Origin of the sequence: Aquimarina acroporae, from assembly GCF_023195925.1 — a bacterium.
Taxonomy (GTDB): domain Bacteria; phylum Bacteroidota; class Bacteroidia; order Flavobacteriales; family Flavobacteriaceae; genus Aquimarina; species Aquimarina acroporae.
Genome location: NZ_JALPRE010000020.1, coordinates 21,772 through 35,649 on the forward strand (window position 1 = coordinate 21,772; position 13,878 = coordinate 35,649).

Genomic DNA, 13,878 nt, shown 5'->3' on the forward strand with positions numbered 1-13,878 from the left:
TTTATAGCTTTTTTGGAAATGCCTTTTTGTTGAAAACAATCAACAAAAACACTCCTATGCTAATGGCAGAATCGGCAATGTTAAATACTGGATCGAAGAATGAAAAGTGTTTTCCTCCCCAAAAAGGAATCCAGTCGGGCAGTACATCATCATAAAGTGTAAACTGAATCATGTCAACTACCTTACCGTAGAATATGGTTTCATATCCACCACCTTCAGGTAAAAACGCTGCAATATTGGTTTTGGTACTCTCTTCAAATAACATTCCGTAAAATACCGAATCAACAATATTCCCAAAAGCACCGGCAAAAATAAGAGCGATACAAAAGGTAAGAATCATTGGGCTATTCTTACGTACAGAGTCATAAAGCCAATATCCTATTCCGCCAATTGCGACAAGTCTAAATAGCGTAAGGATCAATTTGCCATAACTTCCTGGGAGCTCAACTCCCCATGCCATTCCTTTATTTTCTACAAATACAATGCGAAACCAATCAAAGACTTTTACCTCTTCATGAAGAGCAAAATGAGTTTTAATGTAAAATTTTGTGATTTGATCAATCAACAAAACCAGAATTATAACTAAAATAGATTTCTTAATAGACATACATGTATCTGTTTACATCGGTATTAAAAGAGACGGACAAAAATAGTGTTTTATTTTGTTTTATAAACACTTATATCTCCGCTAATAGAGTTTAAGGTTATTTTATGTAATCCGGTAATTTTTTGAGATCTTAGTTTACCTAATTTTGTGATGGCTTTTACTTCGGCATTTTTTGTTGTTATTTTAATATCGCCGCTCAAAGTATTGATGGTAGCATCTCCTGTAAAGTTGTCAAGCATGCAATCACCAGATTTAAGTTCTACAAAGAGCGTTTTTAACTGGCCTCTACTATTTAAGGAAGCATAATCAGAGCGTACAGTTACTTTAAGATGAGATGGGATTTTAAATGTGGCTTTAATAGCAATTACTTTGTGTGCACTAAGTTTGTCATTAAAATTGTCTGAAAATGGTTGAACATCGTCTTGAATGATCAACTTTTTATGCTCTCGATGTGATTTAATGAGAATGTTGTCTTTGTATTCTCCTTCCGAGATCGCATTATAGATAATTTTGTCTTTTGAAGTATTTGTGATGTCAATTTGAAAAATATTGTCTAAAACAATGATCACTTCTTCAATTCCGGTAGCATCAATACTTTTGTCAAAAGTAGATTGCCCTAAAATGGGAGTGCTCAATACTGTAAAGAGTAAAAAAAAAGAATTTGACCACCTCATACTTCGAAAGTAGCCAAATTCTTTTTACTATGAAACATCTGCTTTTACTAATATACTATTGTTTTCTGATAAAAATACTACCACTTATTGTTTTGAGATGTAAATCGCTTCTTACATCACCAAAAGTACCAGTTACTTTGCTCCCAACTATTCGATTTTTTCCTTGATCAAATTCTAATTCTTTGTCAGAATATATCATTCCGGAAATAGTTTCTGCTTTTAATCTGGATTTTGCGATATGTATATCTATGTCACCACTTATGGTGTATAGCTCTAAATCACCGTCGTAGTTTTTGATGTCTATGTTTCCGCTAATAATATCAACCATTAACTTACCTTGATAATTTTCTGAAGCAACACTTCCTGAGATACTCTTTACTTTAAGTTTTGAATTTTTAGGTAGATAAAGTGTGTAGTTGGCATCAATATCGAAGTTGTTACAAGGCCCCCAATTGTTTTTCTTGTTAGATTTTCCTTCTTTTTTCCATTTGTCAAATAAATCACCATAATCTGATTTGATATCCAATACCGAAGAAGTATTGTTTACTTTTAGCGTAAAGTAATCGTCATATTCTCCATCATTAACACTTACTTCTGCTTTGAGATAAACTTCATTTTTATCCCATGTTTTAATATTGATATCGTCTGCAAATTTGAATTCAACTTTTACCAGATCAGCAGATGTGCTAATTTCCTTTTCAATTGTTTTTTGAGCATGTATTTGTAGCGTGATAAAGCATAATACTGCTAGAGTGAGTACATTTTTCATGTTTTCGTTTTTTGATTAATTGATGATTGACCTCTTTTTATTTTTTTCTAAGGTAAATATTACCAGTAGATGATCTTAGACTTATATCTACACCGCCATTATTAATGCTGGTGTTTACGGTTCTTTTTCCTGCCACAATTTTCATGTCTTTATCTGCCTCAGGAAATTTGATATCGAAATCGGTATAAATTTCTCCCATACTTGTTTTTAAGGAAAGGTTGGCTGGTGTTCCCGATGGTAAGGCTACATCGATAGCTCCTGTAGAAGAAACTAGAGATATAGGGGAGCTCTGACTAACTTTGGTAAAAACAACATTAACTACTCCCGTAGCTGTTCGAGCTACGATAGGTCCTGTAACATCTGTCATGTTAATATCTCCAACATTGGTAGATGCTTCAATTTCTGAAGAAAACCCTTTTAAAAAAATACTCCCAAGGTTACTTCGTTCAATACTAACATTAACATCTTTAGGAAGGTATATTGAGAGTCCATCGCTATGCATACCTTTTAGATTACGAACAGCTAAAATGTCCCCTTCTTTTTTAACATATATACCTATGCCAGTATTATCACTCCCTCCAGCATAAACTGCTTTTAAGCCCTTTGCTCGCTCAGGCATTTCACGTCCTTCTCCAAGTATTAGGATTTCATTTTTGTCGTGCGCTTCTATTTTTACATCGCTTTCTGAGCTAATTTTAACCTTTTTAACTCCTTGTAGTGACTGTGTGTAATTTTGTGCTTTTGTCTGTACCGCAGTTAAGAATAAGATACTTAAGATTATTATTTTTTTCATCTGTTCTGTTTTTTGATTTTTAAATTAGATTCGGAAGACCAATTTTTACCTGGTCTCTCACATAATTTGGGGTTTCTTCATTTTGAAGTAACTTTTCCATAGACGGAACCGCGCGTTTTTCCTCTATAGAAACTAATATTTGAATTAATTCAATTTGCATACTCGGATCTAGTTCCATATCCAGAGCATCTATTAATGCTTTACGTACCATCTCGTTATCTGAGAATTTTGCGAGTGCTTCTGCAGCAGCTAGTCTCACATTAATATGGTCATCATAATGCATTTTGGTGATTAAAGCTTTTAGAATTTCATTTCCTGGCTTTTCAAACTCTTCAGCATAGTTTACTGCTTGCAGTCGTTTACTAGCCGATTCGTTTTCGATTAGAGAAATGGTCATTGCTTCTTTCATTTGTGTTTTTTCTTTTCGTAGTACAGCCATTTCCTGAGATAAAGATTCATTGTTTTGAAGCGTTCCAAAGTAATATGCCGAAAACATTAATGCTATGGTCGCAGCGATCTGTAATGGAGTTTTCCAGGTATTTCTGGAGACTCTAGATAGTGATACCACTTTAGAATCATCTTGTAGTTCTTTTTCCTTTTGTAACATCGTCTCAAAATCTAACTTCAAACTTTCATCTGGGAGTTGTTGAGGTTCGTTTTTGATGGCTGTAAAAACTTCCTGAAGTTCCATCAAGGCCTTTTTACAATTCTCACATCTAGAAATGTGAGATTCGATGAGTTGAGATGTTTTGTCATCTAGATTTCCATCTATATACTCTATAAGCTGATCTTCTATTTGTTTACAATTCATCGTTTTAAATATTTTGGAGATAATGATCTTTTAATTTGTGTATAGCTCTATGTACTTTTGTCTTAACTGCACCAGTAGTAGAATTTGTTATTTCTGCAATTTCTTGATATTTAATACCCTGATATCGACTCATAACTACCAATTCTCTATCGCTTTTACTTAGTTGGTTAAGCGCTTTATGTAACTGTTCGTTTGTTTCAATTTTATCAATATTATCTTCAGTTTGACTTTCAGTTTTATATGTGATATCATCTAATCGTTGAGCCGATGATTTCTGCCTCTGATAATGATCAGAAAATATGTTTCTTGCGATGGTGTATATCCAAGATGAAAATTTTCCATTTTTATAAGAAGTTCTATACTTAATCGCCTTATAAAAAACTTCTTGAGTAATGTCCTGGCTTACTTCTTTGTCTCTGGTCATCTTTACTATGAAATTAAAGATGCGAATGTGATATCTTTCAAATAGAATACTCATCATGTCCAAATTACCGTTGGATACCAGAATCATTAACTCTTCATCACTTAAATTTTTCAAGATGTTAGTCTTTTTTGGTCAGTTTCTATTAGTAATACCTGTGTTTTTTAAAAAGGTTACATACAAGGTAAAAAAAAGACCTCAAAGGTTTTAAAACCTTTGAGGTCGATTCTATACTATAGAAAGAATACTTTTGTATTCTTATCGTTTCTGCATATTCTTAGCTTCGATACTTAATGTTGCGTGAGGAACCAATTTTAGTCGTTCAGGATTAATCAATTTTCCGGTCACACGACAAATACCGTACGTTTTGTTTTCTATACGTAACAAAGCGTTCTTGAGATCACGAACAAATTTCTCTTGTCTTATAGCAAGTTGTGTGTTTGCTTCTTTAGACATAGTTTCACTGCCTTCTTCAAAAGCTTTAAATGTTGGAGAAGTGTCATCAGTACCATTGTTCCCGTCATTTTTATAGGCACTTCTTAGTAATTCCAAATCTTTTTGCGCTTTTTCCATTTTCTCAACGATAATATCTCTGAATTTTTCCAAATCAGAATCGCTGTACCTTACTTTGATATCTCCTGCCATACTCTTAATGTTTTTTTATTATCAATTGGGTTGCAATGTCATCAAACGCAATTTCTGTACCATTTATTACATCTGAAGAAAACTCAATTGTCTCGGTTAAGGTTTCATTTTTAATGTATGCTTCGTTGGTTGTAATTGCCTCTTGAACAGTTTCATTTTCCTGGAAAACAATTTCTATTTTATCTGTCACTTCAAAACCACTATCCTTACGCATGTTTTGGATTCGATTTACAAGCTCTCGGGCGATACCTTCTTTTTTGAGCTCTGGTGTTATAGTGACGTCTAACGCTACCGTTAAAGAACCTGAATTAGCAACCAACCAACCCTCTATATCTTGAGAGCTAATTTCTACATCATCGGTACCTAATGTAACAATTTTATCATTAATTTCTATATCAAAACTGCCAGTTTGTTCAAGAATTTTTATCGCCTCTTGATCAAACGATTGTATCTTGTTGGCAATCAACTTCATATCTTTCCCGAATCGAGGGCCTAAAGTTTTGAAATTTGGCTTAATTTGTTTTACTAATATGCCCGAAGCATCGTCTAAGAGCTCAATTTCTTTTACATTGACTTCGCTCTTAATCAAATCTGCAACATCAATTATCTCTTCTTTTTCAGTCTGATTTAGAACCGGTATCATAATGCGTTGCAAGGGTTGCCTTACTTTGATTTTTTCTTTTTGACGTAAAGAAAGCACTAATGAAGAAATGGTTTGAGCATTCTGCATTTTGTGTTCTAAAGCTTTGTCAACATAAGATTCATCATATTCAGGAAAATGAGCCAAATGAACACTTTCAAATGATTCTTTTCCTGTTCCCGCTACTAAATCTTTATAAAGTCTATCCATAAAGAATGGGGCAACAGGAGCACCTAATTTGGCAACGGTTACCATACAAGTATATAAAGTTTGATAGGCCGATATTTTATCTTTTTGATAATCTCCTTTCCAGTATCTTCTTCGGCTTAAACGAACAAACCAGTTACTTAGATATTCCTGAACAAAATTAGAAATTGCTCTGGTAGCTTTTGTAGGTTCGTAATCGTTATAAAATGCATCTACATTTTTGATCAAGGTATGCAATTCACTTAAAATCCAACGATCAATTTCAGGACGCTCGGCTAGCGTAATATCTTCTTCTTCATAAGAGAAATTGTCGATATTGGCATATAACGTAAAGAACGAATAGGTGTTGTATAATGTTCCGAAAAACTTTCTACGTACTTCTGCAATACCTTCAGAATCAAATTTTAAATTGTCCCAAGGGTTAGCATTGCTTATCATATACCAGCGGGTAGCGTCTGGACCATATGTTTTTAGTGTTTCAAAAGGATCTACCGCATTGCCAAGACGTTTAGACATCTTTTGACCGTTTTTGTCTAGTACAAGTCCGTTGGAAACTACATTTTTGTAGGCTACATCGTCAAATATCATAGTGGCAATAGCATGTAGCGTGTAGAACCAACCTCTGGTTTGATCTACTCCTTCTGCAATGAAATCGGCTTTTTTCTCTCCGTTTTCAACCTTTTCTTTATTTTCAAATGGATAATGCCATTGTGCATAAGGCATAGATCCAGAGTCGAACCATACATCGATCAAATCACTTTCTCTTCTCATTGGTTTTCCTGATGGAGAAACCAAGGTGATTTGATCTACAACATTTTTATGAAGATCTACTTTCTCATAATTGTCTTCACTCATGTCCCCAACTACAAAATCTGAAAAGAGGTCTTTTTCTAAAACTCCAGCATCTACAGCTTTAGCCATTTCATTTTTTAACTCTTCAACCGACCCTATGATCATTTCTTCTTTACCATCTTCGGTTCTCCAGATAGGAAGAGGGATACCCCAAAAACGAGATCTTGATAAGTTCCAGTCATTGGCATTTGCCAACCAGTTTCCGAATCTTCCTTCTCCGGTAGCTTTAGGTTTCCAGTTAATACCTAAATTAAGCTCGTGCATACGATCTTTAAATTCAGGAACTTTTATGAACCAAGAATCTAGAGGGTAATACAAGATGGGTTTATCGGTACGCCAACAGTTTGGATAACTGTGCACATATTTTTCAACCTTAAAGGCTTTATTTTCTGTTTTAAGTTTAATAGCAAGTTCAACATCTATAGATTTCTCTGGGGCCTCACCATTATCATAATATTCATTCTTTACATACTTACCTGCAAATTCACCAACATGCTTTGTGAATTTTCCTTGTAAGTCTACCAGTGGAACCAAATTGTCATTGTCGTCTTTTACCAGCATTGCAGGGATTTCCGGAGTGGCCAATTTGGCCACCATAGCATCATCTGCACCAAAAGTAGGGGCAGTATGTACAATACCAGTACCATCTTCGGTAGTAACAAAGTCACCAGAAATTACTCTAAAAGCATTTTCTGGATTATGATATGGTTGAACGTAATCTATAAGTTGTTCATAACGAATACCGACTAAATCGATTCCCTTGAACTCGTTTAAAATCAAGTAAGGAATTTTTTTATCTCCTTGTTTAAACTCGTTTAGTGTTTCTTCAGTTTCGGCTTGCACAAATTTTCCTCCAAATTGTTTTCCTACCAAATTCTTGGCTAGAATCACATTTACGGGTTCAAAAGTATATTGATTAAAGGTTTTTACTACCACATAATCAATTTTAGGGCCCACCGTTAGTGCCGTATTTGAAGGTAAGGTCCATGGAGTGGTGGTCCAAGCAAGAAAATAAATATCACCGTTAATTTCTTTAAGGAAATTAGGTAATGTATCGGTATTAGCTTTGAATTGAGCAACTACCGTAGTGTCTGTAACATCTTGATAAGTTCCTGGTTGGTTAAGCTCATGAGAACTTAATCCCGTTCCAGCCTTTGGAGAGTATGGTTGGATCGTATATCCTTTATAAAGCAGTCCTTTCTTGTAAATTTGAGAAAGTAACCACCAAACACTCTCCATATATTTTGGTTTGTAGGTGATATAAGGATCATCCATATCTACCCAATACCCAATTTTCTGGGTAAGATCATTCCATATATCAGTATAGCGCATTACTGCTTTTTTACAAGCTTCGTTATACTCTTCTATGGTGATTTTTTTTCCAATATCTTCTTTGGTAATACCCAATTCTTTTTCTACTCCAAGTTCAACTGGAAGACCGTGGGTATCCCACCCTGCTTTTCGCTTAACCTGAAATCCTTTTTGGGTTTTATAACGACAAAAAATGTCTTTAATAGCACGCGCCATAACGTGATGAATTCCAGGTAACCCATTTGCCGAAGGCGGGCCTTCGAAAAATACAAACGGTTCTGCTCCATCACGCTCACTAATACTTTTATCAAATATGTTATTCTGTTGCCAGAAAGCTAGTATTTCATCAGCTAGTTTTGGTAAGTCAAGTCCTTTATATTCAGGAAACTTCGTGCTCATTTTGTCGTTCTTTCTATTAAGTTTGCGAAAATAAGGATTTTCTGTAAAATGATACGACAAAATTGGGCAATGATCTAAAATAAATAGAGTGTAATTAAAATTTTTAACAAACTCTTTGATGTTCCATAACTTAGGCTTTAAAACTACCTAGATAAAATCACGGTTAAATTTTAAAAATCTACTACGATTCCAATACTGGGAATTATTTGTCCCGAGTCTGTTGGTATTGGTGTCAAACTTCTTGGTTCTATGATATCTCCGTTAGAGTTTCTGTTTAATCCAAACTGGGTAGGTTGAGGAGTTTTTTGTCCTAGAACGTTTTGTGCTTCTACAAATACATCTAATGAAATGTTTTTGAAATTCCATTTTTTATCTATTCGTAAATCAAGTTGACTGAAGATATCTAGATTTTCTTCTCCTAATCTATCGTAGTCTAGAATTACTTCAGGGTAATTGGCCAAAGTTGCGTCAAGATCGGTAGGTACGAAAGGAGTTTCTCCTGCGAATCTATATCGAGCACTGATCTCCCAGTTTTTTTTGAGTTTGTATCCACCAGTAAATGAAACTAAGTGACGGCTATCCCAGACAGAAGGTAAATATAGGTCTCTATCGAGTCCGGTAAATTCGCTATAAAACCAGGTGTACGCAAAGATGCCATAGAAATTATTGGTAAGTTTTTGTTGAAACTGGAGTTCTACCCCGTAGCTTCTTCCTTTTCCGGCTGTAATAACATCTTCGCTTCCTAGCACTTCGAAATCCCCTCCTTTGTTAGCCAGAGATACATCATCCAAAACTGATACCGGATAATCATCATACTGTTTGTAAAACCCTTCCAGGGAAATGCTGGAAGAAGGTCCGAAATAGTGTTGTATGCCAAGTACATAATGGTCGCTTAATGTGTATTTTACATTTTTGTTTACCAGAATATCGTTATTATCTCTAAATCCAAGTATTGTGTATGGAGGTAATTTGTAATATCTTCCCAATGAGCCATTTAATCTCCAGTTTTCCTTGAATTCATAAGATAATGACAACCTGGGTGAGAATGTAGATAATAGGTCGTTACCTTCTGTAAAACTATCGTCATCTACTCTAAAACCAAAAGAAAGGTCAAGTTTGTCATTAAGAAAGGATTTTGTCACATTGGTAAACATTCCATATTTGTAAAAATCTATTTCTGTATTAAAAAAGTTGTTGTCGGTGAGGTTTATGGTTTCGTTATTATAATCAGAATATTGTGTGTTAAATCCAGCAGTAAGTTTCCAGTCTCCTAGAAATTTTGTGATTTGATATCGAAGTTTGGTTTCTGATTCGGTGGCATCGTTGTTAAAAATAACTCCGGTTTCATTTTCTGGATCTTCGTATCTGGTAAATTCATTGACCAATGTGTTGTTGCTCAAAGTGGTTTCCATAAATCCAGAGCCATTTTTGAATCGTTTTTTCCAAGACAATCCAATGGCATTGGTACGTTGGTTTATAAATGGAGCCTGTTCTAATTGTGCTTGTTGTTCTGCATCAAAATCCTCGGGAGCTTCTACAGAAAAATCATCTATAGATCCTAAACCTGTAAGATATATCTCATTGTAACTATCAATTTTGTGGTTTATTTTATATTGATAGTCCCAGTAGTTAGGTCTAAAAGGAAGACCTATTACCTCAAATAAAAACTGTAAATAACTACGTCTGGCCGATACTAAAAAGGTTGTTTTTGCTTCTTCTTGTTTACCTTTAAAAAGGGGACCTTCTAGCGTTAATGCAGCTTCACTAGCACTTACTCGAAAATTTCCACTTAAGTTCCGACTGTTTCCGTTACGTTGACTAAACTGCAATACTCCCGATAATGGGTTATCATACTGAGCTCCAAAAGACGAGGTAGATAGTGTTACATTGTCTATAAATGACACATTAATTAGTCCTACTGGTCCCCCAGCACTTCCTTGGGTGCTAAAGTGATTAATATTAGGAACTTCCATTCCGTCTAGATAATAAACAGTTTCATTGGGAGCGCCCCCTCTTATGATTAAATCGTTTCGAAACCCTCCTATTGAAGGAGCAACTCCAGGTAAAGTTTGAGCAACTTGAACAACATCATTATTGCTCCCAGGATAGGTTGCAATTTCTACTGCCGATAAGGATTGTGTAGATAATGGAGTTTCTTTAGGTCGGCTTATCTTATTCGCATTACTAATCACAACTTCGTCTAATGCCTCTGCAGATTCTTTAAGAACAAAATTATAGGAAGGCGTTCCTTTAGATCGTACAATCACATTAAATCTTGTTTGTGTTTCAAATCCAACATAGCTCACGATAAGATTGTAAGAACCCGGTGTAATGTTTTCGATCCTGTATTTACCGTCAAAATCGGTTTGTGCCCCTTTTTGGGTATTCTCCAAAAAAACTGAAGCCCCAAGAATGGGTTGACCCTTTTGATCGGTAACATTTCCAGATAATTCTCCATATACTTGGGCATTCATATAGGAAACAAATAGTAAAGAAAGCGCTAAAACAGTATTTTTGATATTCATAATCAACTTTTTGAGGGTTAATGAATTTTTGTTTAAAATATCTAGGCAAATATTAAACAAAAAAGTATTATATAGTAATAATTAATTATAATTTAGTGTTAAAAAGCACTTTTTCTAATGAAAATTTATAGCTTAATAAAACAACTGATCGATCTTACGGGAGAGTTTGTGAAGGATCGAAAGGACAAGGATATTCAACTAAAATCCTTTTCAAACTGGCTTTTCAAACGAATGGATAGTACTGTTTCTACAGAAAAGTATGAAATAACAGGTCATAGTATTGAGGCAGAAATAGCTGCGCATATTGGTAGAATGAGCAGGTATTCTAATACATATATTAAATCTGCTATGGTTGACCTACCTTTTGCTACAGATATGGATTTTGCGTTTACAGCGATTCTTCATGGCGCTGGTCCTATTGGTAAAACAGAACTTATCAGAAAAATGGCATATGACAAATCATCGGGAATGGAGGTGATAAAACGCTTGTTAAAAAACTCGATTATAGAACAGTTTCCTAATCCTGATGACAAAAGGAGTAAACTATTAAGGTTGACAAAATTTGGAGAAGAAAATATCATGAAAGCGTATTCTGAAGCTCATAAGGCAGCTAAAATGGTAAGTGGTAATTTAACGAATAGTGAGCAGATAACGCTTTTGAGAATATTAAAAAAACTGGACGAATTTCATTATCCGATTTACTTATCTGAAGAAAAGGATTTTGCCGCTATAATCGAAAAGTATTCTTTATGATTAAAAGTGCCTGTGAACTACTATATTTTGCTAATTTTAGACCATGAAACAATTTCTAGATATCACACTCATACAATCTCATTTGGCTTGGGAAAATCCTGTAGAAAATCGTTCTGTATTTACTAAAAAAATAAATGCTATATCCCAAAAAACAGACCTCATTGTATTACCAGAAATGTTTAGCACTGGTTTTACCATGAATGCCAAAGAAGTAGCAGAATCTATGAAAGGTGATACCATAAGCTGGATGAAAGAAATGGCAACTAAAAAAGCTTGTGCGATTGCTGGGAGTTTGATTATTGAAGAAGAAAATAAATACTACAATAGATTTGTATTTATGTTTCCAGATGGAGAATTAGAGTATTATGATAAACATCAACTCTTTACTTTGGCGAAGGAGCAGGAGGTGTTTACTGCGGGAAATAATGAAGTTGTGGTCTCTTATATGGGGTGGAAGATTAAACTTCAGGTTTGTTATGATCTACGATTTCCGGTATGGGCCAGAAATACTAATAATTATGATGTTTTATTGTATGTGGCTAGTTGGCCTAAACCAAGGGTTAATGCCTGGGATAGTTTGTTGAAAGCCAGGGCGATTGAAAATATGTGTTATTGTATTGGGGTAAATAGGGTTGGTTTAGATGGGAAAGGATATGAGTACAATGGGCATACTGCAATTTATGATGTTTTGGGGTATTCAGTGCTACCAGAAAACCCTATTGAGAAGGAAGCTGTAGTACATGCTACTTTAGATAAGTCTCATATTGAAAAAACAAGAGAAAAATTGCCGTTTTTAAAGGATGCAGATATTTTTCAAATCACTCCAAAATAAAGGTCTGCTTAATTTCCCAATTGGCTCTAACATCAATTATTTCAGGGAAGTAACTAACTTTTTCAGGTTGTATTCCTTTTAAAAAATTACCAGGATCCCATTCGCCATTATTATTGCGATCAAAAATTACTCGTATCAAATATTTCGCAGGGTCTAAATAATCAAAAGTCAATACCTCATTATTGGTAACAATTTTTTCCAGAATTACATCCTCTTTTTCATTGGTTAGCTGAACTATAACCGGATAAGAATCGATGTTTTGTAAGGTTAGGAATATGGTTCCATAATCGGCCAATTTCTTGGTTCTGAAGGTGAAATTGATCGTGTCATTCACATTGCCAATAAAATCTGTTACAGCATTGGGTAACAGCTGTAATCGGTACGAGTTGCTTTCTTGCTTTTCAAAATTTAACTCTGCTTCATTTTTTAGTGTATCTAAACTAATAGAAAAAGGTACATCTACTGTGTCCTTATCTGTTAGAGCAATCAATTCTTCATTAATAACATCTAGGGGAGTATTTGAAGAGAAAACAAAATTTTTGTTGAGCGCTAGTGTAGATCCCGAAGCTGTGAGTTGTAATGAGTCTTTATACTGATCTTTAAACCTGGCGACTAAAGTATCCTTGTAGTTTTTGGAGTTCGTTACTTCAAATAGCAACGAATCGGCTTCAAAAAAAGGCTTAAACCAGTAATGTAAGGTGTCCTTTTCCTTATCTGCAATAATTCTGGTTTTTAGAGTATCTGGAGCCTCACTAAGAAGTTTAATTTTCATACTATCTTTTTTTCCTTCAAAAGGAAAGAAGAATTCATTTTTTGAAACCTGTTTAGGGAGTAATGCTTTAAAGTCAAGCGTTTCTTTGAAGATATTCAAATTAAAAATTTTAGCAGTATCTTCTGGTAAAGAGACTATTTCATTGTAGAACCCTATTTTGTCTTGTTTTGGTTCATATAAGTAATTAGCCGCCTTGTCTTTAAGAGCGATAAGTTTAAACTTCCCTTCCTTTAGGTTATACAAATCGAAAAAAGTACTGTCAAGGGTATTTGTTACATATCTGGGTACTGTATTGAAGACAACAGAATCGGTATACGTTTCATTTACTTCATAAAGTGCAACTGTAATGTTAGGTTCTACTTCATTTTTAAGAGCATCAGATATAGTGCCTTTTATGTAAAGAGAATCCAAAAAATCACCGGTAGAAAATACGTATCTGAAAAAAGGATAGGTGTTACCTTCGTTATTGTCTTCTACACTTTCTCCAAAGTTTATGCTGTAGGTGGTATTTTCTAAAAGAGTATCCAGAAATTTTATTTTTATAAACTTACTTGCACCTCCTAGCGGAGTAATGGTTGGTTTAGGATCCATTGGCGGAGAAACGATAATTTGCTTTTGTGGATCTTTCAGCTTAATATATTCATCAAAATAGATGCGAATCTCATCTCCAGTAAAATTGGTTGAAAAATTGGGTGGGAAAGCCTTGATAAAAACAGGAGGAGTTTCATCTTTTTCACCTCCGGTAATAGAACCTTTCTTAGCGCAACCTATTACCAAGATTAATAATATAAAAACAGATAATACTGAACTTAATCTTTTATTCATATCTCCTAAGCCAATTTTAGTGACACAAAGAAACAACTATAT

General features: G+C 34.5%; 12 protein-coding genes. 2 read left to right on the plus strand and 10 right to left on the minus strand.

Annotation, left to right across the window (positions count from 1 at the left end; all coding sequences use genetic code 11):
• Position 1: 1 nt before the first annotated feature.
• From M0D21_RS21575 to M0D21_RS21615, 9 genes are all read right to left on the minus strand, one after another.
• Positions 2-607: a lipoprotein signal peptidase gene (locus M0D21_RS21575; protein WP_248333393.1), complete on the minus strand. Its 606-nt coding sequence runs from the start codon at positions 605-607 to the stop codon at positions 2-4.
• A 50-nt stretch (positions 608-657) separates the two neighbouring features.
• Positions 658-1,281, minus strand: coding sequence for a DUF4097 domain-containing protein (locus tag M0D21_RS21580; protein WP_248333395.1), 624 nt, complete (start codon positions 1,279-1,281; stop codon positions 658-660).
• A gap of 55 nt (positions 1,282-1,336) precedes the next feature.
• Positions 1,337-2,050: a DUF4097 family beta strand repeat-containing protein gene (locus M0D21_RS21585; RefSeq protein ID WP_248333397.1), complete on the minus strand. Its 714-nt coding sequence runs from the start codon at positions 2,048-2,050 to the stop codon at positions 1,337-1,339.
• Between the two features lie 37 nt (positions 2,051-2,087).
• Positions 2,088-2,843: a DUF4097 family beta strand repeat-containing protein gene (locus M0D21_RS21590; protein ID WP_248333399.1), complete on the minus strand. Its 756-nt coding sequence runs from the start codon at positions 2,841-2,843 to the stop codon at positions 2,088-2,090.
• Between the two features lie 19 nt (positions 2,844-2,862).
• Positions 2,863-3,654 carry a zf-HC2 domain-containing protein gene (locus M0D21_RS21595; protein WP_248333401.1) on the minus strand — a complete coding sequence of 264 codons (792 nt, stop codon included), beginning with the start codon at positions 3,652-3,654 and terminating at the stop codon, positions 2,863-2,865.
• A gap of 4 nt (positions 3,655-3,658) precedes the next feature.
• Complete coding sequence (locus M0D21_RS21600; RefSeq protein WP_248333402.1) at positions 3,659-4,192, minus strand: RNA polymerase sigma factor; 534 nt, start codon at positions 4,190-4,192, stop codon at positions 3,659-3,661.
• A gap of 141 nt (positions 4,193-4,333) precedes the next feature.
• The gene (locus M0D21_RS21605) at positions 4,334-4,720 is read right to left on the minus strand and encodes a TraR/DksA family transcriptional regulator (protein ID WP_248333404.1); all 387 of its coding nucleotides are present in this window, start codon (positions 4,718-4,720) and stop codon (positions 4,334-4,336) included.
• 4 nt (positions 4,721-4,724) lie between these two features.
• On the minus strand, positions 4,725-8,129 hold the full coding sequence (ileS, locus tag M0D21_RS21610; protein ID WP_248333406.1) for an isoleucine--tRNA ligase: 3,405 nt from the start codon (positions 8,127-8,129) through the stop codon (positions 4,725-4,727).
• A gap of 170 nt (positions 8,130-8,299) precedes the next feature.
• A complete protein-coding gene (locus tag M0D21_RS21615) occupies positions 8,300-10,654 on the minus strand; it encodes a TonB-dependent receptor (RefSeq protein WP_248333409.1) in 2,355 nt (784 codons plus the stop codon).
• 117 nt (positions 10,655-10,771) lie between these two features.
• On the opposite strand from M0D21_RS21615, the gene M0D21_RS21620 reads away from it, so the two are divergent.
• Together M0D21_RS21620 and M0D21_RS21625 are read left to right on the plus strand one after the other, a co-directional pair.
• On the plus strand, positions 10,772-11,407 hold the full coding sequence (locus M0D21_RS21620) for a MarR family winged helix-turn-helix transcriptional regulator (protein ID WP_248333411.1): 636 nt from the start codon (positions 10,772-10,774) through the stop codon (positions 11,405-11,407).
• A gap of 43 nt (positions 11,408-11,450) precedes the next feature.
• The gene (locus tag M0D21_RS21625; RefSeq protein ID WP_248333413.1) at positions 11,451-12,239 is read left to right on the plus strand and encodes an amidohydrolase; all 789 of its coding nucleotides are present in this window, start codon (positions 11,451-11,453) and stop codon (positions 12,237-12,239) included.
• Here M0D21_RS21625 and M0D21_RS21630 read toward each other — a convergent pair.
• Positions 12,226-13,836, minus strand: coding sequence for an Ig-like domain-containing protein (locus M0D21_RS21630; protein ID WP_248333414.1), 1,611 nt, complete (start codon positions 13,834-13,836; stop codon positions 12,226-12,228). The two genes, M0D21_RS21625 and M0D21_RS21630, sit on opposite strands and share 14 nt — an antisense overlap.
• Positions 13,837-13,878 lie beyond the last annotated feature (42 nt).

Excerpts from the sequence above, each read along its gene's own strand:
- M0D21_RS21620 (WP_248333411.1), top strand. The coding sequence starts at position 10,772 with ATGAAAATTTATAGCTTAATAAAACAACTGATCGATCTTACGGGAGAG.
- M0D21_RS21595 (WP_248333401.1), bottom strand. The coding sequence starts at position 3,654 with ATGAATTGTAAACAAATAGAAGATCAGCTTATAGAGTATATAGATGGA.
- M0D21_RS21575 (WP_248333393.1), bottom strand. The coding sequence starts at position 607 with ATGTCTATTAAGAAATCTATTTTAGTTATAATTCTGGTTTTGTTGATT.
- M0D21_RS21625 (WP_248333413.1), top strand. The coding sequence starts at position 11,451 with ATGAAACAATTTCTAGATATCACACTCATACAATCTCATTTGGCTTGG.
- M0D21_RS21590 (WP_248333399.1), bottom strand. The coding sequence starts at position 2,843 with ATGAAAAAAATAATAATCTTAAGTATCTTATTCTTAACTGCGGTACAG.
- ileS (WP_248333406.1), bottom strand. The coding sequence starts at position 8,129 with ATGAGCACGAAGTTTCCTGAATATAAAGGACTTGACTTACCAAAACTA.
- M0D21_RS21615 (WP_248333409.1), bottom strand. The coding sequence starts at position 10,654 with ATGAATATCAAAAATACTGTTTTAGCGCTTTCTTTACTATTTGTTTCC.
- M0D21_RS21630 (WP_248333414.1), bottom strand. The coding sequence starts at position 13,836 with ATGAATAAAAGATTAAGTTCAGTATTATCTGTTTTTATATTATTAATC.
- M0D21_RS21580 (WP_248333395.1), bottom strand. The coding sequence starts at position 1,281 with ATGAGGTGGTCAAATTCTTTTTTTTTACTCTTTACAGTATTGAGCACT.
- M0D21_RS21585 (WP_248333397.1), bottom strand. The coding sequence starts at position 2,050 with ATGAAAAATGTACTCACTCTAGCAGTATTATGCTTTATCACGCTACAA.
- M0D21_RS21605 (WP_248333404.1), bottom strand. The coding sequence starts at position 4,720 with ATGGCAGGAGATATCAAAGTAAGGTACAGCGATTCTGATTTGGAAAAA.